Here is a 24,703-nt window from a genome sequence, read left to right as displayed (position 1 = left end):
TCTCACTCCAACAGGAAATTGCGCTGTGGCGCCTCCAGGTTGGCGCCCTCGGCGGCGGTTTCATCTTTCAGGGCGACGCCGGACAACTGGCGCCGCCGCGCTTCGGACAGCAGGTAGTGAAGCTTGAACGCTGCGGCGTCGTAGGTCAAGCCCGCCGGGCGCACATTGGAGATGCAATTGCGGCTGGCGTCGCTCAGGCCGGGCTGCGGCGCCCAGGTCAGGTACAGGCCCAGGCTGTCCGGCGAGCTGAGGCCGGGACGCTCGCCGATCAGCACCACCACGCAGCGCGCGTTCAGCAGGTGGGCGATGTCGTCGCCGATGGCAACGCGGCCCTGGCGGACGATGCTCAGCGGCGCCAGGCGCCACTGCTCGCCCGCCAGGCGGGCCTGCACCTCCCGCAGCAGCGGCACGGCGTTCTGCGTCAGCGCCAGCGAGGACAGGCCGTCGGCCAGCACGAAGGCCAGGTCGTAGCCGGCTTCGTCACGCGGCATAGCCTGCAACTGCTGGCGCGAGGCCTCGTCCAGCCGGCGGCCGAGGTCGGGCCGCTGCAGATACACGGCGCGGCTGTCGGCGGCGCTATGCAGTTGCAGGACCGGCGGCGCGGCGGGCACGTCATCGCGCACCGCCTGCGCCAGCGCGGCGGCGTCCAGCGGCGTGTGGACCGCGTCGCGCGCACGCGCGTGGTCGAGCTGGAAGGCCAGCTGTTCAGCGGTCGGCTGGCTGACGCCGGCGCGGCCCAGGCCGATGCGGGCGTCGGTATAGCGGCGCAGCGTGCGCCACGGGTTGGCGATGATCAGTTCGTCTTTCATCCGGCCGCCCTCACGACAGGCGCAGCAAGGCGCGCTCAAAGGTCGGCGGCAGCGCGCGCCCCAAGGTCGGCAGCGGGTCGCGGGTAAAGATTTCCATCTCCCGCAACCAAGCCTCGAATTCCGGCGCCGGCTTCAGGCCCAGCACGCGGCGCGCATACAGCGCGTCGTGGAAGGAGGTGGTCTGATAGTTGAGCATGATGTCGTCCGAGCCGGGAATGCCCATGACGAAGGTGCAGCCGGCCGTTCCCAGCAAGGTCAGCAGGATGTCCATATCGTTCTGGTCGGCCTCGGCATGGTTGGTGTAGCAAACGTCGCAGCCCATCGGCAGGCCCAGCAGCTTGGCGCAGAAATGGTCCTCCAGGCCGGCGCGCACGATCTGCTTGCCATCGTATAGGTATTCCGGGCCGATGAAGCCGACCACCGAGTTGACCAGCAGCGGCGCATAGGCGCGCGCGACGGCGTAGGCGCGGGCCTCGCAGGTCTGCTGATCGACGCCGTGGTGGGCGTTGGCGGACAGGGCGCTGCCCTGCCCCGTTTCAAAATACATGACGTTGTCGCCGACGCTGCCGCGCCGCAGGGACAAGGCCGCCTGCCGCGCCTCCGCCAGCAGCGCCAGGTTGATGCCGAAGCCGGCGTTGGCCGCCTCGGTGCCGGCGATCGACTGGAACACCAGGTCCACCGGCGCGCCGCGCTCGATCGCCGCCAGGCTGTTGGTGACGTGGGTCAGCACGCAGGACTGGGTGGGAATGCCGTAGCGGCTGATGATTTCATCCAGCATGGTGACGATCTTGATCACCTGCGGCACGTTATCGGTGGCCGGGTTGATGCCGATCACCGCGTCGCCGCTGCCGTACAGCAGGCCGTCCAGCACGCTGGCGGCGATGCCGGTGGCGTCGTCGGTCGGGTGGTTGGGCTGCAGGCGGGTGGACATGCGGCCCGGCAGCCCGATGGTGTTGCGGAAGGCGGTGGTGACATGGCATTTCTTCGCCACCAGGATCAGGTCCTGCACCCGCATCAGCTTGGAGACGGCCGCCGCCATCTCGGGCGTGACGCCGGGCGAGACGGCGGCCAGCGCGGCGCTGTCGGCGGCGTCGCCCAGCAGCCAGTTGCGGAAGTCGCCCACGGTCAGATGGGCGATGGCGGCGAAGGCGGCGCGGTCGTGGCTGTCGATGATGAGGCGGGTGACTTCGTCATCCTCGTACGGGATCAGGGCCTGTTGCAGGAAGATGCTGAGCGGCAGCGCCGCCAGCGCCATCTGCGCCGCCACGCGCTCCTCGGCGGTGGCGGCCGCCAGCCCGGCCAGGTAATCGCCCGAGCGGGCCGGCGTGGCTTTCGCCATCAGGTCCTTGAGGTCGCGGAACTGGTAGGTCCGGCTGCCCACTGTGTGCGCAAAACTGCTCATGCTACGCCTCCGTGCTGCCTGGTTCAGAAGTTGCGGGTGACCGTCAGCAGCACACGCTTTTGCGCGACGTATTTGCCGCTGCCGTCGGCATTGTAAAACACCCACAGCGGCGTACCGTTGCGCGACTCGTCGCCGCTGTTGTAGACGGCGGCTGCGGCAAACGCCCAGTTGCCAACGGTCTTGGTCACGCCCGCCTTGAGGTCGTAGAAATTGTACATCCCCAGCTTGCGCACCGACTGGTGGCCGGCATGCAGATTGAGCACCAGGCCGGGCGCCAGCTCGGGATTCCAGTTCACCTCGGCGTAGGCCGAGCCGCGCGTATCGACCCGCTGGCCGCTGAACGGATCGACCGTGAAGCCGAACCAGTACTTGCTCAGCGTGACCCAGCCGGTGACATTGAACGCGCCCATGTTCCAGGCCAGCTTGGCGTCCTGGGTGTGGTATTTGATGTCCTTGCCGCTGGCCAGGTAGTGGGCGCCTGGATACCAGTAGGTGACGATGCCGGCATCCAGCGTGCCATCCGCCAGCGGCGCGCGGTAGCCGCCGTACAGGTCGATCTCGGCGCCGCCGCCGTTGTTGTAGGCGGCGTGCGACACGCCCGAGCCGAATACGCCGACGTACCAGCCGCTGGCGTGGGTGAAGTCGAGCGTGGCCTGCACCGTGGGCTTGGCCTGGGTTTGCGAGACGCCACGGAACAAGTAGTCGGACACCAGGCTGACGTTGCCGCTTTCGGTCCAGTCAGGTGCAGGTTCGGCCGCGCTGGCTGCGCCGGCGGCAAGCAAGGTCAGCAAGGACAGGAGGGTACGGGTGATGGTCATGCATTTCTCCATTAAATTAAGCGGTGACGTGTTGCGCGCGGTTGCTCTTGGTGGCCAGGAAGAAGCCATAGCCGATCGCCAGGAAGGCGGCGAACAGGCCAAAGATCAGCGGGTTGTAATAGATCATGGTGGCCATGCAGACGCAGGCGCCCGCCAGGGCGATGCCAGGGAACAGTGGATAGAACGGAGCGCGGAACGGCCGTGCCATATGGGGCTCGGCGCGGCGCAGCTTGAACAGGCTCAACATGCTGATGATGTACATGGTGATGGCGCCGAACACCGACATGGTGACGATGTTGGCGGTCAGGGTCTGCCCGCCAATCTTGATCAGCTCGTCACTGTAGATGGCGGCGATGCCGACCACGCCGCCGGCAATGATGGCGCGGTGCGGCGTCTTGAAGCGTGGATGCACGGCGGCCAGGTAGCGCGGCAGATAGGCCTCGCGCGCCAGCGCATAGATCTGGCGCGAGTAGCCGAGAATGATGCCGTGGAAGGAGGCGATCAGGCCGAACAAGCCCAGCCACACCAGCATGTGCAGCCATTTGCTGTTGTCGCCGACGATCAGTTTCATGGCCTGCGGCAGCGGGTCGTTGATGTTGGCCAGCTTGGTCCAGTCGCCGGCGCCGCCGGCGAACACCATCACGCCGATCGCCAGCAGCACCAGGGTGATGATGCCGGTGATGTAGGCGATTGGAATCGAGCGTTTCGGATCCTTGGCTTCCTCGGCCGCCATGGCCACGCCTTCGATCGCCAGGAAGAACCAGATCGCGAACGGGATGGCGGCGAACATGCCGGGAATGGCCAGCGCGCTGAAGCTGTCCTGGCCCGACCAGCCGCCCTTGGTGAAGTTGGCCATCGAAAAGCCCGGCGACACCACGCCCATGAACACCAGCAATTCGAAGATGGCCAGCAGCGCCATCAGCAATTCAAAGCTGGCCGCGATCTGCACGCCGACGATGTTCAGCGTCATGAACACCAGATAGGCGCCCACCGCCGCCAGCTTGGGATCGATGTTGGGGAATTGCACATTGAGGTAGGCGCCGATGGCCAGCGCGATCGCCGGCGGCGCGAACACGAATTCGATCAGCGTGGCGGCGCCGGCCAGGTAGCCGCCCAGCGGGCCAAACGCCCGCTTGCTGTAGGCGAACGGGCCGCCGGCGTGCGGGATCGAGGTGGTCAGCTCGGTGAAGCTGAAAATAAAGGTGATGTACATCGCCGCCACGAACAGCGCGGTGACGATGAAGCCCAGGGTGCCGGCCGATGCCCAGCCGTAGCTCCAGCCGAAATATTCGCCCGAGATGACCAGGCCCACCGCGATGCCCCAGAGCTGGAAGGTGCCCAGCGACTGCTGTAGCGCCGGGGTGCCCCCGGCGGCTGCTTGTGTGCTCATACTTTATTCTCCTTGGTGGCAGGTATGGAAGTTGCTCGAATCGAGTATAGGAGCGCAAGACGCGCGGCCGTTATAGCAAATCGGCAAAGCGGACGCGGGGCGTGCTGGCTGCAACAACCTTATCTTTCAGGGAGTTCCTATGCACCAGAATGGCACACAGGGCTGGCGCCATGCGCCGGATGTGAGCGGCGTGTTGCGCACGGTACAGGCGCAGGACGCCGACCAGCTGGCAAGCGAGCTGACCAACTGGCATCAATGCTATGACCAGATCAGCGCCGGGCGTTTCGCCGGCGCGCTGACCGAGCTGCGCCTGCCGGGCTTGCAGGTGTTCCGCGAGGATTTGAACCAGGCCGTGCGGCAGTCCTGCCGCGTGTGGCCGGACGCCATCTGGTTCGGCCTGCCGGACCATGGCGCGCTGACGCGCATCAACGGCCGCCAGGCAGAGGCGGACTGGATGATGGTGCAGCCGGGCAATATCGAGTTCGAGCTGGTCACGCCGGCGGCGTACAGCATCTACGGCATCGTGGTCAGCCGTCAGTTACTGGAGGACAACGCGCGACGGCTGGGCTGCGAGATCGACTGGCAGCGGGTGCAGGCGGCCGATCTGCTGCAGGTCGACCGTGCCGCCCGCGCGGCCTGCGTGCGTACGCTGGCGCAGCTGTTGCCGGCGGACGGCGCAGGGGAGCGGGTCAACAGCGTCGCCGAGGCCGGCGGTTCGTGGCAGGATGCGGTGCTGGGCGGGCTGCTGGAGCTGCTGGACCACAGCTGCGTGGAGCCGGCGATGACGGCCAGCCTGCAACGGCGGCGCCAGGTGGTGGCGCAGGCGCGCGACTACATGCTGGCGCATCGCGGCAGCAGCATCACGGTGCCGGAGTTGTGCGAGCAGGTGCACGTCAGCCGGCGCACGCTGCAATACTGTTTCGAGGATGTGCTGGGGATGAGTCCCAACGCCTATCTGCGCACCTTGCGCCTGAACGGGGTGCGGCGCCAGCTGCACGACGGCCGCGCCATCGGCGAGCTGGCCGGGGAATGGGGGCTGTGCAACTTCAGCCAGTTCTCGTCGGACTACCGCAAGCTGTTCGGCCTCAGCCCGTCCGCCGCGCAAAAGCTGCGCGGGTAAAAAAAAACCTCCCCGAGGGAGGCGCTGTCGTTCCGGCGAAGGCCGGAACCCATAGAACGCATGAGCTGCGATAACGCTGATGTTCTATGGATTCCGGCCTTCGCCGGAATGACGATGCAAGCCGGCCTGACTTAAACGACCGCGCCGTCGGTCTCGTCTTTTTCCTTGATCGGCTTGATCAGGTCTTCGCGCTTCACGCCCAGCCACATGGCGACGGCGGCGGCAACGAACACCGACGAGTAGATGCCGAAGCAAATACCAATGGTCAGCGCCATCGCGAAGTAGTGCAGCGTCGGGCCGCCCAGGAACAGCATCGACAGCACCATCATCTGCGTGCAGCCGTGGGTGATGATGGTACGCGAGATGGTCGAGGTGATCGCATTGTCGATCACTTCATGCACCGAAGCCTTGCGCTGCTTGCGGAAGTTCTCACGGATACGGTCGAAGATAACCACCGACTCATTCACCGAGTAACCGAGCACCGCCAGGATACCGGCCAGCACCGTCAGCGAGAATTCCCACTGGAAGAAGGCGAAGAAGCCCAGAATGATCACCACGTCGTGCAAGTTGGCGATAATCGCCGCCACCGCGAACTTCCACTCGAAGCGCACGGCCAGGTAGATCATCACACCGATCACCACCATCACCAGCGCGTTCAGGCCATTCTGGGTCAGCTCGTCGCCCACCTGCGGACCGACGAACTCCACCTTCTGCAGCGACACCAGCTCGGCATCGCCGGCGCCCGCGCACGATTGCTTGACGACGTGCTCGCCCTTGGCGGTCACGGTGTCGATCTGCTTCAGGCTGCCGCTTTCAGCTTTGCACAGCGCGTCGAACACCTGCGCCGACGCATCCTTCGGCGTGATGCCCTTCACCACCGGCAGACGCAGCATGACGTCGTGGGCAGTGCCGAAGCCGGTGGCTTCAGGCTGCTCGTAGCCGATGCTTTCCAGCGTATGGCGGATCCGTTCCAGATTGGCCGCCTGCTGGTAACGCAGCTCCATCACCGTGCCGCCGGTGAACTCCACCGAGAAGTGCAGGCCGCGATGCAGCAGGAAGAACACGGCCGCGACGAAGGTCAACGCCGAAACGACGTTGAACACCAGCGCGTGGCGCATGAACGGGATGTCTTTTTTAATGCGGAAAAATTCCATCTTCAGTACCCCTGATTATTTCTGACCTGGTACCCAGACGGTACCAATTGCGATCGACTGCAGTTTCTTCTTGCGGCCGTACCAGAGGTTGACCACACCGCGCGAGACAAACACGGCGGAGAACATCGAGGTCAGAATACCCAGCGTGTGCACCACGGCGAAGCCGCGGATCGGACCGGAACCAAACACCCACAGCGCCACGCCGACGATCAGCGTGGTGACGTTGGAGTCGATAATGGTCGCCCAGGCGCGGTCGAAGCCGGCCGCGATGGCCGCCTGCGGCGTGGCGCCGGCACGCAGCTCTTCGCGGATACGCTCGTTGATCAGCACGTTCGAGTCAATCGCCATACCCAGCGCCAGCGCGATCGCGGCCATGCCCGGCAGGGTCAGGGTCACTTGCAGCTGCGACAGGATGGCCAGCAGGAACAGCAGGTTGCACGCCAGCGCAAACACGCTGAAGAAACCAAAGATCATGTAGTAGGCGATCATGAAGATCGCGATGGCGGCAAAGCCGTACAAGGTCGAGTGAATGCCCTTGGCGATGTTCTCGGCGCCCAGCGCTGGGCCGATGGTGCGTTCCTCGATCACCTCCATCGGCGCCGACAGCGCGCCGGAGCGCAGCAACAGCGCCAGCTCGGCCGAGTTCTCGGCGTTGCCCATGCCGGTGATCTGGAAGCGGCTACCCAGTTCGCTCTGGATGGTCGCCACCGACAGCACTTCCGGCTTGCCCTTCTCCTTCAGCACGATGGCCATCTTCTTGCCCACGCGGTCGCGGGTGGCGTCGCGCATGCGGCGGCCGCCGTCGCCGTTCAGGTCGATGCCCACGGCCGGCTGCTGGTTCTGGTCGAAGCTGGCCACGGCGCTGGAGATGTACTCACCACTCAGCACCACGTCCTTCAGCAGCACCACCGGCACGCCTTTGCCGACGGTGAACAGTTCCGAGTTGAACGGGATCGCCGCGGTCAGCTCGGTGCCCGGGGTGATCGATTCGTCCACCATGCGCACTTCCAGCGTGGCGGTGCGGCCGATCACGGCGCGCGCGCGCGCCACGTCCTGCACGCCCGGCAGCTGCACCACGATACGGTCCGGGCCTTGCTGCTGGATCACCGGCTCAGCCACGCCCAGCTCGTTCACGCGCTTGGACAGGGTGGAAATATTCTGCTTCACGCCATCGTCAATGGTTTGCTTGAGCGCGGCCGGCTTCAGGCTGACCACGGTTTTCAGCTCGCTGCCTTCGCCGGCGTCGACGAAGTTCAGGTCGGCGATCTGGCTGGACAGCACGTCCTTGGCTTTCTGGCGGGTGGCGTCGTCGCGGAACTTGATTTCCACCGTATTGCCGACCAGCTCGATGCCGGCGTGACGCACGTTCTTGTCGCGCAGCGCGGCGCGGGCCGCCGCCTGGATGCCCTGGACGCGCTTGGCCAGCACTGCCTTGCTGTCCACCTGCATCAGGAAGTGCACGCCGCCGCGCAAGTCGAGGCCGAGGTACATCGGCAGCGCGTGCAGGCTCTGCATCCACTGCGGGGTGTCTTCCTGCAGGTTCAGCGCCACCAGATAGGTTGGATCTTCAGGATCGGCGTTCAGGCCCTTCTCCAGCACCGACTTGGCCTGGAACTGGATGTCCGGGGTGGCGAAGCGCACGCGCACGGAGGCGTAGTTGCCGCTGCCGTCGAAGGTCAGGCCGTTGTTGGCGATGCCGGCCTTGGCCAGCACGTCGGCCACCTTGGCCGTCATGTCGGCGGTCATCTTGACGGTCGACTTGCCGCTGGTGACCTGCACCGCCGGCGACTGGCCGAAGAAGTTCGGCACCGTGAACAGCGCGCCCAGCAGGATGGCGACGGCGATAACGATATATTTCCAGACTGGATAACGATTCATATAGCTCTAACGTTCAGTGGTGACGTCAAAAGGCCCGCAGCGTGTGCGGGCCGGGGGAATTACAGGCTCTTCAGCGTGCCGTTCGGCAGCACCATCGTGATCGAGTTCTTTTGCACCACCAGTTCCGCGCCGCTGGAGATTTCCAGGGTCACGTACAGGTCGGAGATCTTGGTGATCTTGCCCAGCACGCCACCGGCGGTGACCACTTCATTGCCCTTGGCCAGCGCTTCCATCATGGCCTTCTGCTCCTTGGCGCGCTTCTGCTGAGGACGGATCATCAGGAAGTACATGGCCACGAACATCAGAATCAGGAAACCATATTGGCCCAGGAAGCTGGACGAGCCCAAGACGTCGGTCGTGGATTGGGCGTAAGCGTTGGAAATGAAGAAGGACACAGGTGACTCCGATATCTATAGTTTAAAAAACAGCGCTGTATTCTAGCACTGGCCGCACGGCGTTAGGACTTTTACACCCCTCGCGCGCGATCGGCGTGGAATTGCTGCACCCAGGCCGGGAATCGGTCGGCATCCAGGGCGTCGCGCATCTGCTGCATGATGTCCAGGTAATAGTGCAGATTGTGGATGGTGTTCAGGCGCGCGCCGAGGATTTCCTGGGTACGGTTCAGGTGGTGCAGGTAAGCGCGCGAGAAGTTCTTGCAGGCGTAGCACGAGCAGGTGCTGTCGTACGGTTCCTTGTCATCCTTGTAGCGGGCGTTCTTGATCTTGATGTCGCCAAAGCGGGTAAAGATCCAGCCGTTGCGGGCGTTACGCGTAGGCATCACGCAGTCGAACATGTCGACGCCGTTGGAGACGCCGGCCACCAGGTCTTCCGGCGTGCCGACGCCCATCAGGTAGTGCGGCTTGTTGGCCGGCAGTTTCGGGCCGACGTGTTGCAAGATCCGCATCATGTCTTCCTTCGGCTCGCCCACCGACAGGCCGCCGATGGCCAGGCCCGGGAAGTCGATCTTTTCCAGGCCTTCCAGCGATTCATCGCGCAGCTTCTCGAACATGCCGCCCTGGACGATGCCGAACAGCGCGTTCGGATTCTCGCCGCGGTGGAATTCGTCGTGGGAGCGCTGCGCCCAGCGCAGCGACATGCGCATCGACTTGGCCGCCTCGTCCAGCGTGGCCGGGCGGTTATCGATTTCATAAGGGGTGCACTCGTCGAACTGCATCACGATGTCCGAATTCAGCACGCGCTGGATCTGCATCGAGATTTCCGGCGACAGGAACAGCTTGTCGCCATTGATCGGCGAGTTGAAATGCACGCCCTCTTCCGTGATCTTGCGCATCGCGCCCAGCGAGAACACCTGGAAGCCGCCGGAATCGGTCAGGATCGGCTTGTCCCAGCCCATGAAGTCGTGCAGGCCGCCGAACTTGGCCATGATGTCATTGCCCGGACGCAGCCACAAGTGGAAGGTGTTACCCAGGATGATCTGCGCGCCGATTTCCTTCAGCTCCAGCGGCGACATCGCCTTGACCGAGCCATAGGTGCCGACCGGCATAAAGATCGGCGTTTGCACCACGCCATGGTTCAGCTTGACCTCGCCACGGCGGGCCTTGGTCACGCCGGTGGTGTCGGTTTTATGTAATTTAAATTCCAGCATTCCGTACTTTCAATTAACAATCTGTTCTTATCCCGCAACAGCCATTTGCTTGTCCCACTCGCTTACCAGCTTTCGAAATGATCGGCTGTTAGCGTAGGCCAGGTCCAAATTCACTTGGCTCGAAAACGCAGCTTGGTCATGCACCTCGTGATATTTGTGACCATGCGGCATGCAACTGCTTATCCATTCTTTCGCCGCGCGCACCGACTCAGCATCCGGTACATGGGCGGGCAGCGAAAATCCCCGTTGCCCGTCAAGCGACGATGCGGCTGCAATAAACCAAGCCTCATATTCGCGCGTCGCAATCACTACCGATATCCTATGGCCCGGCACTATCGTCTGAGCTCGCCGCAGGATGCTATCAGCCATCGTGACCGGGCAATCATCATCGGCATCGAGCAGGATCAAAATCCACCCAGCCTCACCGCACTTATAGCCCGCGAGAGTAACCTGCTTACGAAACTCGTCATCGTTGTTGAGAAAGCGATCGCGGCGCACACGAATGGGCTGCGGTAGATCTGCCCAAGCACAGCCCCGCCACTCAGGAAACCGGCGCAACAACGTGGGTAGAGCCTTGACTTCGCCATCGCCTTCAACAATCGCTATCACGTTCATGGCGGTGAAGGCCCCCACAATACCGCTGGCGCAGGACGCACACTTGCATGCCCCGCGCCCAACTGCCCCATTCTCAACAATTCTCCGGCCGAGTACAGGTGCGTCTTGATTGCCTGGTACGAGCCGCCGTCCACTGCGGTGATGAGTGTCTCACCACCAACCGATTGTACTGACAGAACATTTTCGGGCTCCAGGTCCATGTCGTCCAGCAAGTCAGGACTATGGCTGACGACGATAATCTGTCGCTGCTCCGATGCCCGCACCATCGCTTCACGCACTGCGGCAAACGCCGCCGGATGCAAGGCCGTTTCAGGCTCCTCCAATCCCACCAATCGCGGCGTATGAACATCATTCCGCTGGAACAGTGCAGTTAATACACCCAGAGCACGCAGCGTGCCGTCGGACATATTGTTCGCATAGAAGCGATTCTCAATCTGACCACCAGGACTTTGCTTGAACACCACGGTTTCCATCGGCCCCGAGGAGAAATGCTCAAGCCCATGCACCGTCGGAACGATAATCGCCAAATACTCTTCGATCAATTGCAGCGCATCATAATGCGACTGGCGCAAGTAATTCAGGACCCCGGCGATATTCTCACCATTTTCTTTCAGCACGTGCCCATCTTGCGGGGGCTGCTGCGCACGCATAGCCTGCGGATTCAGGTTGTACATGCTCATCGCCGAAAGCGCGTCAAACACTGGACGAAAGACCGGCAACCCAGAAGCACTTACCAGCGCTAAGCGATCTTGCGAAATGGCGGGAAATGGTGTGACAGAACTACCCACCAGCCGTCCCTGCGCAATTTGATACCAATGCTGCCCTACATAGCACTCTTCCCCCCCAACCTGATACGCTGCACTTTCGGAGCGCTCAAGCGTAAAGGCATAGTGGCCCGAGCTTCCCCCCGGTAAACGAAACTCCAACCGAATACCAAGATGGCTCACCTGGCCCACGTTGCGATGCAAGAGGTGCAGGACACCCCACCGCGAGTTGATGGCATTACTTAACGAAGTCCGCAGTGCATCCGCCACCAAACGCAACGCATCAAGGAAATTACTCTTACCTGCACCATTCGGCCCAACCAGATAGGTAAGCGGCCCCAAGCGCACATCGCAAGACGCAATGCTCTTGTAATTGTGCAGCACGATTCTGGTCAAGAACGGCGTTGGGGTCATTAGCTGAATGTCCTAAGATTGGTTAAACCATCTGTTTCAAAGATTGTATTCCTTTACCTCTTTTACAATCCGGTTTAAACCAAATTCCCTAAATTTTTTATGCCTTAGCTTGCGTCGTCAGCAGCATGGCGTCGCCGTAGCTGAAGAAGCGGTATTCCTGGGCGATCGCGTGGGCATAGGCCTTGCGGATCTCTTCAAAACCGGCGAAGGCCGAAACCAGCATCAGCAGCGTCGACTTGGGCAGGTGGAAATTGGTGATCAGGCGGGTAACGGTCTTGAACCGGTAGCCCGGCGTGATGAACAGCGCCGTATCGGCGCTGCCGGCTTCCAGCTGACCGGTCTGCGAGGCCGATTCCAGAGCGCGCAGCGAGGTCGTGCCGACCGCCACCACATCACGGCCGGCCGCGCGGGCGGCGCGCACCGCGTCCACGGTTTCCTGCGGCATGGTGTACCACTCCGTGTGCATCTGGTGCTCGGCCAGGTTCTCGTGGCGCACCGGCTGGAAGGTGCCGGCACCCACGTGCAGCGTGACATAGGCGAAGTTGACGCCCTTGGCCTTCAGTTTTTCCAGCAGCGGCTCGTCGAAGTGCAGGCCGGCGGTCGGCGCGGCCACCGCGCCCGGCACTTTGTTGAACACGGTCTGGTAGCGGTTTTCGTCGAACGAATCCGCATCGTGCTCGATGTAGGGCGGCAGCGGCAGACGGCCGTGGGCTTCGATCAGGTCGAAGACGTCGGCATCGAAGTGCAGCGTGAAGAATTCGCCGGCGCGCTCACCCACCGTGACGTCGAAGGCATCGGCCAGCCGCATTTTCGTGCCAGCCAGCGGCGAACGCGAGGCACGCACCTGGGCCAGCACCGTGCGGTTATCCAGCACGCGCTCGACCAGCGCTTCCACCTTGCCGCCGCTCTCCTTGGTGCCGAAGAAGCGGGCTTTCAGCACGCGGGTATTGTTCATCACCAGCAGGTCGCCCGGCTGCAGCAGGTCGACGATGTCGGCGAACTGGCGGTCGATAATCTGCGCGCCGTCCAGATGCAGCAGACGGGAAGCGCTGCGGTCTGGCAGCGGGAATTGCGCAATACGCTCTTGCGGCAAGTTAAAATCGAAATCGGAAAGCGAATACATGGTCGGACTCTGTTAAACAAAAATACGGTAGGCCTTACAATACCGGCGGCCAACCCTCTATTTTACGCCATATGCCTGTTTCACCGTCGAAAACTACCAAAAAAACCGTCAGCGCGGAAGCCAAACTGGCCAAACTGGGCTTGCACACCGATATGGACCTGGTGCTGCACCTGCCCATGCGCTATGAAGACGAGACGCAGGTCATCACCATCGAGGAAGCCCGGCTGCATGGCGGCGACACGTCCCAAGTTGAGGGCGTTGTCACAAAAAACGAGATCGCCTACAAGCCAAGACGGCAATTATTGGTGCACATCAGCGACGGCACCGGCGATTTGCAGCTGCGGTTCATGAATTTCTACGGCAGCCAGGTGAAGCAACTGGCCGAGGGCACACGGGTGCGCGTGCGCGGAGAGTTGAAGCACGGCTTCTTCGGCGCCGAGATGGTGCACCCGGCCTACAAGGTGGTGAACGAGGGCGCGCCGCTGCCGACTTCCCTGACGCCGGTGTACCCGGCCGGCGAAGGCTTGTCGCAGCCGGTGCTGCGGCGCGCGATCGGCGAGGCCATGAAGCGGGTCGACTGGACCGACACCATCCCGGCCGACGTGCGCCGCCAGCTGCAGCTGTCCGACCTGGAACCGGCGGTGAAGCTGCTGCATTACCCGCCGCAGCAGGTCGACGAGCACGCATTGGCCGACCGCTCGCATCCCGCCTGGACGCGGGTGAAGTTTGACGAGCTGCTGGCACAGCAGCTGTCCCTCAAACGCGCCCAGCGCGCGCGCCGCGCCAAAGGTTCGCCGGCGCTGACCAAGGTCGGCGCATTGTCGCGCAATCTGGAGGCTGCCCTGCCGTTCAAGCTGACCGGCGCGCAAAAGCGCGTGCTGGCCGAAATCAGCGCCGACCTGCGTCAGCCCTATCCGATGCAGCGCCTGTTGCAGGGCGACGTCGGCAGCGGCAAGACCGTGGTGTCCGCGCTGGCCGCAGCCCAGGCCATCGACAGCGGCTACCAGGCCGCGCTGATGGCGCCGACCGAAATCCTGGCCGAGCAGCACTTCCGCAAAATCGCCGCCTGGATGGAGCCCCTGGGCGTGAAGGTCGCCTGGCTAACCGGCAGCTTGAAGAAAAAGGAAAAGCAGGCCGCCTACGACATGATCGAATCCGGCGAAGCGCGGCTGGTGGTCGGCACGCACGCGCTGCTGCAGGACGTGGTGACGTTCGAGAACCTCGGCCTATCCATCGTCGACGAGCAGCACCGCTTTGGCGTCGGCCAGCGCCTCACCTTGCGCAACAAGGGCGTGGAAGGCGCCGTGCCGCACCAGCTGATGATGTCGGCCACGCCGATTCCGCGCACGCTGGCCATGACCTACTACGCCGACCTGGAAGTGTCAGTGATCGACGAGCTGCCGCCAGGCCGCAGTCCGATCGTCACACGCGCAATCGACCAGAATCGCCGCGATGAAGTGATCGAGCGCGTGCACGCCGCCGCGCTGGAAGGCCGCCAGATTTACTGGGTCTGTCCGCTGATCGAAGAATCGGAAGCGCTGCAACTGCAAACCGCCACCGAAACACACGCCCTGCTGGCCGAAGCCCTGCCCGACCTGAATGTGGGCCTGGTGCACGGCCGCATGAAGCCCGCTGAAAAACAGGTGGTGATGGACGCCTTCAGTGCCAACGAAATGCAGGTGCTGGTCGCCACCACCGTGATCGAAGTGGGCGTGGACGTGCCGAATGCCTCGTTGATGGTGATCGAACACGCCGAACGTTTCGGCCTGTCGCAGCTGCACCAGCTGCGTGGACGTGTGGGGCGAGGCTCGGCGGCATCGGTATGCCTGCTGCTCTACCAAAGCCCGCTGGGCCACGTCGCCAAGCAGCGCCTGATGACCATGCGCGAAACCACGGACGGTTTCGAAATCGCCCGCCGCGACCTGGAAATCCGCGGCCCTGGCGAATTCCTCGGCGCGCGCCAGTCCGGCCAGGCCATGCTGCGCTTCGCGGATCTGGAAACCGACGGCTGGCTGGTGGACCAGGCCCGCGACGTCGCCCACGACCTGCTGCACGCGAACACGCCCGAAAAAGCCGCCACCGTCGAAGCCCACCTCGCCCGCTGGCTAGGCGGCCGCGAGGAATTCCTCAAGGTTTAAAAACAGAGATAAATCCGATTGGCCAGATCGACCACAAAGTCTGGGGTCAGGTAAGCCGCGAACCCCAGCGCCAGCACAACGGCGACGGCGGCGCGCAGCAGCCAGGTTTTCATCATGCCGCCTGCGTGCGCGCCAGCGGGCGCTCGTTGATCGGCAGGTTGATCAGGCCGGACATCACACCCAGCGCAATCGCGATGCCCCACACGATGTCATAGCTGCCGGTGTTGGTGTACAGATAACCGCCCAGCCACACGCCCAGGAAGCTGCCCAGCTGGTGCGAGAAGAACACGATCCCCGCCAGCATCGACATATGCTTCACGCCGAACACGCCGGCGATGATGCCGTTCGTCAGCGGCACGGTGGACAGCCACAACACCCCCATCGCCGCCGCGAACAGGTACACCGACAGCGGCATCAAGGGCGCCAGCAGGAACAATGAAATCACCACGGAACGCGAGAAGTAAATCGTCGACAGCAAATAGCGTTTCGGGAAGCGCCCACCCAGCTTGCCCGCGTAATAGGAACCAAAGATGTTGAACAAGCCAATCAGCGCCAGCGCCAGCACCGCCACATTAGGATTGACGATGCCCTGATCCTTCAGGTAGGCCGGCAGATGCACGCCGATGAACACCACTTGGAAGCCGCACACGAAATAGCCGGCCACCAGGAACAGGAAGGAGCGATTGCCCAGCGCCTCGCTGGCCGCCTCGCGCACACTTTGCTGCGGACCATGCGCATGCTGCACGGCTGGCTCGCGCAGGTAGAGGGCCATCGGCACCATCAACAGGAGGATCAAGGCGCCCAGGATGTAGAAGGCGTTCTGCCAGCCGACGGCGGAAATCAGCTGCTGCTCGATCGGCATCATCATGAACTGGCCGAACGAGCTGGCCGCGCCCGAGACACCGAACGCCCACGAACGCTTTTCCGGCGGCGCCACGCGGCCGATGATGCCGCTCACCGCTCCAAACGCGGTACAGGCCAGACCAAGCCCCACCAGCACGCCGGTACCCAGCACGAACAGGGTGGGCTGCGTCACCATCGCCATCCACACCAGCCCCGCCGCGTAACACAGCGCGCCGACCAGCACCACGCGCATGGTGCCGAAGCGGTCCGCCGCCATGCCGGCGAACGGGCCGAACGCGCCCCACATCAGGTTTTGCATGGCTTGCGCCAGCGAGTACGTCTCGCGCGTCCAGCCATTGGCCTGGGAGATCGGTTGCAGCCAGAAGCCAAAACCATGACGCACGCCCATCGCCAGCGTCAGGATGACGCCAGTGGCGAGCAGCACGTTTTTCAAGGTCAGTGTGCGGTCCGTGGCAAGCATGATCTATCCCCGTTATTGAATTCGTATCCGGGGATTGTAACCACTTCGGCGCGGCCTTGCTTACTCGTCGGCCGGATAGCGCAAACCGATCTGCGCGCGGATCTCGTCCAGCGTGCCCATGATGGCCAGCGTTTCCGCGTGCGGCATCACCGGGCTTTCGATCAGGCCCGCGCGGATGCAGCGGCCCACTTCCTGCGCCTCGTGCGTGTAGCCGTTGCCGCTTTTTGGCAGATCCAGCGTGCGCTCGCTGCGCGAAGCGCCGTTCACCAGCGTGACGGTGACCTTGTCGGTGTTGTGGAAGCGGTCATGCAGGCGCACGAAGCCCTTCTCGCCGGAGATGGTCAACTCGGTCGGCGTGCGCGAACGCAGGCTGCACGCGCAGGACGACACGCCGCCGCCTTCGTGCGACAGGGTGAACGCGGTTTGCATATCGACGCCGGTATTGGTCATCTCCGCCTGCGCCTTCACGCCAGTCACGCCGCCCAGGAAGAACGATGCCATCGACAATGGATAGATACCCAGGTCCAGCAGCGCGCCGCCGCCCAGCTCCGGCGCGAACAGGCGGTGCTCCGGGCCGGCGTCCGACGTAAAACCGAAATCGGCGGTGACGTTGGCCGGTTTGCCGATCTCGCCGCTGTCGACGATGCGCTTGGCTTCCACCACGGATGGCATGAAGCGCGTCCACATCGCCTCCATCACGAACAGCTTCTTCGCGCGCGCGAGGTTGATGATGTCCTCGGCCTGGCGCCGGTTCATGGTGAACGACTTCTCCACCAGCACCGCCTTGCCGCCGTTAAGGCATATCAGCGCGTTCTCATGGTGCATGGGATGCGGCGTGGCGATGTAGACCACATCCACATCCGGATCGTCGGCCAGCGCCTGATAGCTGCCGTGAAAACGCTCGGCGCCGTACTGCTGGCCGAAGTTGGTAGCGCTGTCCACAGAGCGCGAAGCGACGGCCACCAGTTTGGCGTCAGGCGTGTCCTGCAAAGCGGTGGCGAAGGCTTTGGCGATTTTGCCGGTGCCGAGAATACCCCAGCGGATTGGCTGCGTCATGGCATGGACTTTCTGCCGCGTCGGCGGCGTGTGAGTTGATGTCGAAGCGACTATTTTACTGCGCCTGCCCGCTTGGGGCGGAACACCGTTGCGTCGGCGTAGAAGGCTTCGTCCTGCCCCGGCCACCAGCCCGGCACGCCCAACGCCTGCATCGGCGTGAAGCCGGCGGTGCTCAGTCCCTCCTCGGCCAGTTGTCGCGCGACGGTGGCGTCGATCCATGCGCGGCGAGCGGCGTGGTCCAACGTGAAGAAATCGTCGCCTGCCAGCAGGATGCGGGTGTGGGCGGTGATGGCCTTGCGCGGCGCCACCAGCTTTTCCATCAGCGCGTGACCGAACAGCCAGGTCTGCGCATCATTGCCCCACTGCGCGCGGCGCTCGACAAACGCTTCGTGCCAGCGATGCTCGCGCAGCGCCTCAATCAGCGCATGGCCGTCCGCGTTATCGCGCACCACCAGCAAAGCGGCGTTTTCGTCGAAGATGGTGGCGCCGTCACGCGCGGGGCCGCGCGATTTGCCGACGCCGTCCAGCGCGATCTGCGCCGCCTGCAGGGCGTTCAGCTGGACTTTGATTTGCGGGAAAGTCAGCCACACAAGGCCGTTGAAGAAGTCATGCAGGTTGTCGCGCGTGGGCACGCAACCGGTGGCGCCGATGTGTTCCTCGTAGGCCGTGCCTTCCGGCAGATCCTCCTGCGGCACGAAGGACAGCGGCAAGCCAAGGTGGTTGCGCAGGCCCAGCGCGGCGGCCTGCTGGCTGAACTCATCGCGGAAATGCGCCTGCGCGGACAACCGGCCGGCCGCGTCGCGTACCGATTCGTACCACGGACGCGACCAGTCGATTGTAGCCAGCACTGCTTACACCATTTTCCAGTTGATGGTTTCGCCGGCGTTGAGTGGAATGACTTGCTGGTCCGCCAGCGGCAGGGCTTCCGGCAGCGTCCACTGCTCGCGCTTGAGCGTGATCTTGCCCTGGTTGACCGGCAGGTTGTAGAAGGCCGGGCCGTTCAGCGACGCGAAGGCTTCCAGCTTGTCCAGCGCGCCGGCGCGTTCGAAGGCTTCGGCGTACAGCTCCATCGCGTGCAGCGCGGTGTAGCAGCCGGCGCAACCGCAGGCGGCTTCCTTGGCACCCTTGGCGTGCGGCGCCGAGTCGGTGCCGAGGAAGAAGCGCTCGTCGCCGCTGGTCGCCGCCGTCACCAGCGCCAGGCGGTGCTCTTCGCGTTTCAGCACCGGCAGGCAGTAGTAGTGAGGACGGATGCCGCCCTTGAAGATGTCGTTACGGTTGTACAGCAGGTGATGCGCGGTGATGGTCGCGGCGATCGGGCCTTCGGCTTCCGCCACGTACTGCGCGGCGTGCTTGGTGGTGATGTGTTCGAAAACGATGTTCAGCGCTGGGAAATCGCGGCGCAGCGGACGCATGACGCGCTCGATGAACACCGCCTCGCGGTCGAACAGGTCGATATCCTGATCGGTCACCTCACCGTGCACCAGGAATGGCAGGCCAAGTTCCTGCATCTTCTCCAGCGTCTTGTAGCAGTTGGCCAGATCGGTCACGCCGGCGTCCGAGTTGGTGGTGGCGCCGGCCGGATACAGCTTCACCGCGTGCACCACGCCACTCTCCACCGCGCGCACGATTTCGTCCGGCTGGGTGTTATTGGTGAGGTAGAGCGTCATCAACGGCTCGAAATCCAGCCCCGCCGGCAGAGCCGCCAGAATGCGCTCGCGGTAGGCGATGGCGGCGGCGGTGGTGGTGACCGGAGGCTTCAAATTCGGCATCACAATCGCGCGGCCGAACTGACGGGCGCTGTGCGGCAGCACGCTGGCCAGCGTGGCGCCGTCGCGTAGATGCAGGTGCCAGTCGTCTGGGCGGGTGATGGTGATGCTGGTTGGCGTTTGTTCGAGGTCGGACATGGCGGCGGGCTTTCAAAATGCGAATAGCCGATATTTTACCCGGTTCTCACTGCCCGGCGCGCTGGCGGGCCATCAGCTTGCCCGACTCGTTGCCCTCTTCGCCGCCCTTGCCGTCATACAGCAGATAGTCGAATACGTCGGCCACCTTGACCTTGACGATCTGACCACTGTGCAGCGTCGGAATCTGAGCCGGCTCGTTGTTCAGCAGTCCGGTGATCTCTTTTTCATCCCACTTGGTGACTTCCACCCACATCCATTCCCGGCCCTCGTCCGGCGTGGCGAAGGGCGCCTTGACGATGACGTATTCGCCCGGCTTCAAGCCGGCGTTGAAGCGCTGGCGCAAGGCGGGCAGCTTGGCCTTGGCGGCGGCGCTGGCGGCCAGGATCGCGTCATCGTGCTTAACCATCTGCAGCGTGTCGGTGAAGCCGAACAGGGACGCGAACAAGGCGGTCTGCCGCGCGTAGCGGTCCGGTCCGGGGTAGCGCTCAAAGCCCACTTCCAGCAGGCGGTTTTGCGGATCGCCTTCTTCCGGCTGGCCTTTGTAAAGCGATAGCTGGGCCACGCCCTTGGCATTGTCGACCAGCGATGGCAGTTGGCCGTTGCGGAAGCCATCGTGCCGGATGGTCTTCAGGTTCAGCGTCATGGCCCCGCCCTGGCCGATCTCAGCCCCCTCCACCAGCGCTTGCGCGAGGATGTTGATCAGGTTACCGGCCTGATTGTTCTGCGAATGCGCGACATCGTTCACCACGATATCCGGCAGGCCAAACTTGGCCATGCCCAGCGTGATTTCGCGCAGCAGATTGTCACCCTGATAGGCGTGGATGACGGTGTGGCGGATTACGTTGGGCACATCGCCTTGCCAGCCCTCGACGTGGCGCTTGCGCCATTCGGCGGTGGTGAAGATCTCGCGGGTTTCCTCGTCCCAGATCAAGCCGCCGGTTTGCTCGGCCACTTGCAGCAGGAGGCTGTCCGCGGCGCGCAGCGCGGCGTAAGTGGGCGATGCCGGCGCGCGGAATTCCAGCACCAGCGCCGTTTGAGCCAATTGCAGCGCCTGCGCTTGCGCCTTGCTCAGGCCACGGCCGAAGTATTCGATCATTCGCACGCTGGGCGGCGGGTAGGTTTTCTGAATATTCGCGTCCAGCGTGGCCACCACTTGCGGCGCGGTTGGCGCTTCCGCCAGATCCTTCACTACCGTGATCTTGCCGCCTTGCCGCGCCAACGCCGCATTCAGCGCTGCCAGCGGCTCGGCCGCCGGCGCCTCGGCATAGTAAATCGCATACACAAAGCCCACCGGCCCCTTCATCGGCGCCCCTGCCGGAAACGCATCGGCCGCCCAAACCACGGGCGCAAAACACATCAGCACAAAAAACAGGGAACGAATCAAAGGCATGGCGGTCTCAAGATGTAAGAATGTCCACATTATGCCTTACGGTAGTTGCTCTGGCGGCTTATTCGGCCTTGGTTTGGGCCGCCCAGGCTTTGGTGTCGGCCAGGATTTTGTCGAGGCGGGCGCGGTCGTAGACGCTGCCTTTGCTGATGACGGTGCGGATCTTGCGGGTGGCGCCGATGTCCTGCAGCGGATTCGCATCCAGCACCAGCACGTCGGCCACCTTGCCCGCCTCCAGCGCGCCGTAGCGATCCAGCTTGCCGAGGAAGCGCGGGCCGTTGATCACCGCCGTTTGCAGGGCCTGCGCCGGCGTCAGGCCATAGTTCACGTACAGGCCGATTTCATCGTGCAGCGCCTGGCCCGGATAGTCGTAGGAATTCAGGAAGCCCGCATCGGTGCCGGCGATGATGCTCACGCCTTCCTGCTGCAGGATCGGCAGCAGCGACGCCGATTTCTCGAACACCGCCTTGCGCTGCGCGATCGCCGCCGCGTCGTCCTGCGCCGCGCGCTGCACGCGCCAGTCGTAGGTGGCGCGCAGGCCCTTGCCGATGTACTGCAAGGCTTCGTCATGCGCGTGATCGTCCACGTCCAGGTACGCCACCACGCGCGACACCGACAAGGTCGGCACCACCGCCGTGCCTTTGGACGCCATGTAACGGAACGAGGCGCGCGCGGTCGCTTCATCGTAGGAGGCCAGGCTCTGCTTGACGGCCTCCTTGCCGGTCAGCGTGCCGGCCGCGACCTGCTCGGTCAATTCCTTCTCACGCGGCGTGGCCGCACGCAGCAGATACGACTGATGCTCCACCGTGCCCAGGCCGGCGTCGAACATGGTCGCCAGCGTCAGCTGCACCGGAATATGGCCCGAGGTGCGCATGCCGCGCGCCTTGGCCTGACGCAGGGCTTCGAGGTAAATCTCCGGCTTCAACGTGTTCTCGGTGATCTTGACGAAGTCCACCTTCTGGCCCTGCAGCTTGTCCAGCGCCCGGCTCACCTCTTCCGGCGTGCCGACCTCAATGGTGCCCTTCCACAGCGGCTTGTAGCCCTCCAGCTTGGCGGCGGAGGTGAAGATGGTCGGGCCTTCCAGCTGGCGCGCGTTGACCTGGTCGCGCCACTGCAACACCGTATCGGGCAAATCGCCCGAGCAATCGCGCACGGCGGTGATGCCGTAGGCCAGATACAGTTGCAGCAAATGCTTGTTCTCTTCAATCAGCGCCGGCCCGCCGCCGAAGTGCACGTGCGTGTCCCACAGGCCCGGCATCAGGTATTTGCCCGGCAGGCTGATGGTCTTGCTGGCCGCGTACCGCGACAACTGCTTGTCGTCCACCACCGCCAGAATGGTGTCGCCCTTGAGCACCACCGACTTGCCCTTGACCGCCTTGCCGCCGGCCACGTCGATCAGGGTCGCCTTGGTCAGCACCAGATCGGCGGCGATCTTATCCGCCGCATGAGCCACGCTCAGCAGCCCCAGCGCCAGCATGGCGGCGCTCAATTGCTTGAAAGGAATGTTCATCAGTGAATTATACGGGCCAGGAAATCGCGCGCGCGTTCCGTGCGCGGGGCGTGGAAGAACTCCTCCTTGCTGCTGTCCTCCAGTATGGCCCCCTGATCCATGAACACCACCCGGTTGGCCACCTTGCGGGCGAAGCCCATCTCGTGGGTGACCACCATCATGGTCATGCCCTCCTGCGCCAGGCCGACCATCACATCGAGCACCTCGTTGATCATCTCCGGGTCCAGCGCCGAGGTGGGCTCGTCGAACAGCATGGCGATCGGGTCCATGGCCAGCGCGCGGGCGATCGCCACCCGCTGCTGCTGCCCGCCGGACAGTTGGGCCGGGAATTTGTCCTGGTGCGCCAGCAGGCCGACGCGGTCCAGATAATGCAAGCCGCGCTCGGTGGCCTCGTCCTTGCCGCGCCCCAGCACCTTGATTTGCCCCAGCGTCAGGTTGTCGCGCACCGACAAATGCGGGAACAGCTCGAAATTCTGGAACACCATGCCGATGCGCGCGCGCAGCGCCGGCAAATCGGTGCCCTTGGCGCCGACCGAGGTGCCGTCCACGATAATTTCCCCCTGCTGGAACGGTTCCAGCCCGTTGACGGTCTTAATCAGCGTGGACTTGCCGGAGCCGGACGGGCCGCAAATCACCATCACGTCGCCTTTTTCAACCCGGGTGCCGCACTCCTTGAGCACCTGGAATTGGCCATACCACTTGCTGATATTTTTGATTTCGATCATAGGAAAGTAGATTATTTTGCGCGCAGCCACGCGCTTGACAGCGCCCTTGCCCACAAGGATACTGCGGAACTTGCCAATAGTTTCAGCAGCCGACGCACCCGAAACCGGCTGCCGCCATAAGAAGAAAGCAGCGGCTACCCATCCCGCTGTTCAGGCTCAGAGAGACACTACCACAGGAAACCTCAAAATATGAACAAACAAAGCCGATTGACCACGTACATCCTGATTGGACTGGTGCTAGGCATCATCACCGGTTACTTCGCCCATGACAATCTGGCCAGTCCCACCGGCTTTGCCGACACCATGGCGCTGATCACCACGCTGTTCCTGCGCCTGATCAAGATGATTATCGCGCCGCTGGTGTTCTCCACGCTGGTGTGCGGCATCGCCAAGATGGGCGACGCCACCGCCGTCGGCCGCGTCGGCGTCAAGACGCTGGGCTGGTTCTTCATCGCCTCGGTGATGTCGCTGAGCCTGGGCCTGGTGCTGGTCAACATCTTCCGTCCGGGCGACGCGCTGCTGGGCCACATGGCCGCCACCGCCGCCAAGGCCGACCTGGCCACCTCCAGCCTGACCCTGAAAGACTTCGTCACCCACCTGGTGCCGTCGTCGATCGTGGACGGCATGGCCAAGAACGAGATCCTGCAGATTGTGATCTTCTCGCTGTTCTTCGGCTCGGCCGCCGCGGCCGTGGGCCAGAAAGCCAATGCCCTGATCGACGCACTGGACGGCGTGGCGCACGTGATGCTGAAAGTGACCGGCTACGTGATGAAGTTCGCGCCGTTCGCCGTGTTCGCGGCGGTGGCAGGCACCATCGCCAAGAGCGGCCTGGGCGTACTGTCGACCTACGGCGTGTTCATGGCCGAGTTCTACTTCGGCATCGTGCTGCTGTGGACGCTGCTGATCTTCATCGGCTTCCTGTTCCTCAAAGGCCGCGTGTTCGCGCTGATGAAGGAAATGCGCAGCCCGGCGCTGCTGGCCTTCTCGACCGCGTCGAGCGAGGCGGCGTATCCGAAAACGCTGGAGGGCCTGGAGCGTTTCGGCGTGCGCAACCGCATCGCCTCGTTCGTGCTGCCGATCGGCTACTCGTTCAACCTGGACGGTTCGATGATGTACTGCACCTTCGCCACTGTGTTCATCGCGCAGGCGTACGGCATCGAGATGTCGCTGGGCCAGCAGATGACCATGATGGCGGTGCTGATGCTGACCTCGAAAGGCATGGCCGGCGTGCCGCGCGCCTCGCTGGTGGTGATCGCCGCGACGCTGGGTCAGTTCAACATTCCGGAAGCCGGCATGCTGCTGCTGCTGGGCATCGACCACTTCCTCGACATGGCGCGCTCCGCGACCAACGTCATCGGCAACGGCATCGCCACCGCCGTGGTGGCGAAGTGGGAAGGCGAGATGGACCCGCCGAAAACGGCGGAAGCCTAAAAACGACAAAGCCACCGCTTGCGGTGGCTTTTTTTTCGGATGTGACCCGTCCTGGTTTAAGTTGTCATTTCCCGCCTTTTCTTAGGAGAGCGAGATGGGAACTGGACGAAAGCGGACTCAGAGCGACTACACCCT

The 24,703-nt window shown here is 63.5% G+C and carries 21 protein-coding genes; 3 read left to right on the top strand and 18 right to left on the bottom strand.

Annotated features, from left to right (window positions below; translation table 11 throughout):
• Positions 1–2: 2 nt before the first annotated feature.
• From eutC to eat, 4 genes are read right to left on the bottom strand one after another with little or no spacing between them, the layout of a single operon-like run.
• A complete protein-coding gene (eutC, locus tag FHW83_RS26895; protein WP_176649442.1) occupies positions 3–809 on the bottom strand; it encodes an ethanolamine ammonia-lyase subunit EutC in 807 nt (268 codons plus the stop codon).
• 10 nt (positions 810–819) lie between these two features.
• A complete protein-coding gene (locus tag FHW83_RS26890) occupies positions 820–2,211 on the bottom strand; it encodes an ethanolamine ammonia-lyase subunit EutB (RefSeq protein WP_176649441.1) in 1,392 nt (463 codons plus the stop codon).
• 23 nt (positions 2,212–2,234) lie between these two features.
• Positions 2,235–3,029, bottom strand: a complete 795-nt coding sequence (locus tag FHW83_RS26885; protein ID WP_176649440.1) for a TorF family putative porin — start codon at positions 3,027–3,029, stop codon at positions 2,235–2,237.
• A 16-nt stretch (positions 3,030–3,045) separates the two neighbouring features.
• Positions 3,046–4,419: an ethanolamine permease gene (gene eat, locus FHW83_RS26880; RefSeq protein ID WP_176649439.1), complete on the bottom strand. Its 1,374-nt coding sequence runs from the start codon at positions 4,417–4,419 to the stop codon at positions 3,046–3,048.
• A 139-nt stretch (positions 4,420–4,558) separates the two neighbouring features.
• On the opposite strand from eat, the gene FHW83_RS26875 reads away from it, so the two are divergent.
• Positions 4,559–5,539: a helix-turn-helix domain-containing protein gene (locus tag FHW83_RS26875; protein ID WP_176649438.1), complete on the top strand. Its 981-nt coding sequence runs from the start codon at positions 4,559–4,561 to the stop codon at positions 5,537–5,539.
• Between the two features lie 131 nt (positions 5,540–5,670).
• Here FHW83_RS26875 and secF read toward each other — a convergent pair whose 3' ends face one another.
• From secF to queA, 7 genes are all read right to left on the bottom strand, one after another.
• Positions 5,671–6,693 carry a protein translocase subunit SecF gene (gene secF / locus FHW83_RS26870; RefSeq protein WP_176649437.1) on the bottom strand — a complete coding sequence of 341 codons (1,023 nt, stop codon included), beginning with the start codon at positions 6,691–6,693 and terminating at the stop codon, positions 5,671–5,673.
• A 15-nt stretch (positions 6,694–6,708) separates the two neighbouring features.
• Positions 6,709–8,571, bottom strand: coding sequence for a protein translocase subunit SecD (gene secD, locus FHW83_RS26865; RefSeq protein WP_176649436.1), 1,863 nt, complete (start codon positions 8,569–8,571; stop codon positions 6,709–6,711).
• A gap of 59 nt (positions 8,572–8,630) precedes the next feature.
• The gene (yajC, locus tag FHW83_RS26860; protein ID WP_176649435.1) at positions 8,631–8,966 is read right to left on the bottom strand and encodes a preprotein translocase subunit YajC; all 336 of its coding nucleotides are present in this window, start codon (positions 8,964–8,966) and stop codon (positions 8,631–8,633) included.
• Between the two features lie 71 nt (positions 8,967–9,037).
• Positions 9,038–10,177, bottom strand: a complete 1,140-nt coding sequence (tgt, locus tag FHW83_RS26855; protein ID WP_176649434.1) for a tRNA guanosine(34) transglycosylase Tgt — start codon at positions 10,175–10,177, stop codon at positions 9,038–9,040.
• A gap of 27 nt (positions 10,178–10,204) precedes the next feature.
• A complete protein-coding gene (locus tag FHW83_RS26850; protein WP_176649433.1) occupies positions 10,205–10,792 on the bottom strand; it encodes a DUF4276 family protein in 588 nt (195 codons plus the stop codon).
• Complete coding sequence (locus FHW83_RS26845) at positions 10,789–11,970, bottom strand: AAA family ATPase (RefSeq protein WP_176649432.1); 1,182 nt, start codon at positions 11,968–11,970, stop codon at positions 10,789–10,791. The genes FHW83_RS26850 and FHW83_RS26845 overlap by 4 nt, the downstream gene beginning before the upstream one ends.
• Before the next feature lie 97 nt (positions 11,971–12,067).
• Positions 12,068–13,093: a tRNA preQ1(34) S-adenosylmethionine ribosyltransferase-isomerase QueA gene (queA, locus tag FHW83_RS26840; protein ID WP_176649431.1), complete on the bottom strand. Its 1,026-nt coding sequence runs from the start codon at positions 13,091–13,093 to the stop codon at positions 12,068–12,070.
• A 71-nt stretch (positions 13,094–13,164) separates the two neighbouring features.
• Here queA and recG point away from each other — a divergent pair, with 71 nt between their 5' ends.
• A complete protein-coding gene (gene recG, locus FHW83_RS26835; RefSeq protein ID WP_176649430.1) occupies positions 13,165–15,231 on the top strand; it encodes an ATP-dependent DNA helicase RecG in 2,067 nt (688 codons plus the stop codon).
• Positions 15,232–15,343: 112 nt separating this feature from the next.
• On the opposite strand, the gene FHW83_RS26830 is transcribed toward recG, so the two are convergent.
• Genes FHW83_RS26830 through FHW83_RS26800 form a run of 7 tightly spaced genes read right to left on the bottom strand, consistent with a single transcriptional unit; the run spans position 15,344 to position 23,137 of the window.
• A complete protein-coding gene (locus FHW83_RS26830; RefSeq protein WP_176649429.1) occupies positions 15,344–16,555 on the bottom strand; it encodes an MFS transporter in 1,212 nt (403 codons plus the stop codon).
• Positions 16,556–16,615: 60 nt separating this feature from the next.
• Complete coding sequence (locus FHW83_RS26825; protein WP_176649428.1) at positions 16,616–17,611, bottom strand: Gfo/Idh/MocA family protein; 996 nt, start codon at positions 17,609–17,611, stop codon at positions 16,616–16,618.
• Positions 17,612–17,661: 50 nt separating this feature from the next.
• Positions 17,662–18,459, bottom strand: coding sequence for a DUF3025 domain-containing protein (locus tag FHW83_RS26820; RefSeq protein ID WP_176649427.1), 798 nt, complete (start codon positions 18,457–18,459; stop codon positions 17,662–17,664).
• Positions 18,460–18,462: 3 nt separating this feature from the next.
• A complete protein-coding gene (gene pyrC, locus FHW83_RS26815; protein ID WP_176649426.1) occupies positions 18,463–19,515 on the bottom strand; it encodes a dihydroorotase in 1,053 nt (350 codons plus the stop codon).
• A gap of 46 nt (positions 19,516–19,561) precedes the next feature.
• Positions 19,562–20,905 carry a DUF2314 domain-containing protein gene (locus FHW83_RS26810; protein ID WP_176649425.1) on the bottom strand — a complete coding sequence of 448 codons (1,344 nt, stop codon included), beginning with the start codon at positions 20,903–20,905 and terminating at the stop codon, positions 19,562–19,564.
• A gap of 58 nt (positions 20,906–20,963) precedes the next feature.
• Positions 20,964–22,412 (bottom strand): amidohydrolase family protein, encoded by a 1,449-nt coding sequence (locus FHW83_RS26805; RefSeq protein WP_176649424.1) that lies wholly within the window; start codon positions 22,410–22,412, stop codon positions 20,964–20,966.
• Positions 22,412–23,137, bottom strand: a complete 726-nt coding sequence (locus FHW83_RS26800; RefSeq protein ID WP_176649423.1) for an amino acid ABC transporter ATP-binding protein — start codon at positions 23,135–23,137, stop codon at positions 22,412–22,414. Before FHW83_RS26800 ends, FHW83_RS26805 begins: the two co-directional genes overlap by 1 nt.
• 189 nt (positions 23,138–23,326) lie before the next feature.
• Here FHW83_RS26800 and FHW83_RS26795 point away from each other — a divergent pair, with 189 nt between their 5' ends.
• On the top strand, positions 23,327–24,568 hold the full coding sequence (locus tag FHW83_RS26795; protein ID WP_176649422.1) for a dicarboxylate/amino acid:cation symporter: 1,242 nt from the start codon (positions 23,327–23,329) through the stop codon (positions 24,566–24,568).
• Positions 24,569–24,703 lie beyond the last annotated feature (135 nt).

It is taken from the genome of Duganella sp. SG902, from assembly GCF_013376005.1.
In the GTDB taxonomy this organism is placed as follows: domain Bacteria; phylum Pseudomonadota; class Gammaproteobacteria; order Burkholderiales; family Burkholderiaceae_D; genus Rugamonas.
The sequence above is the reverse complement of the archived record's forward strand: the minus strand, read 5'-3'. Positions and strand labels throughout refer to the sequence as shown.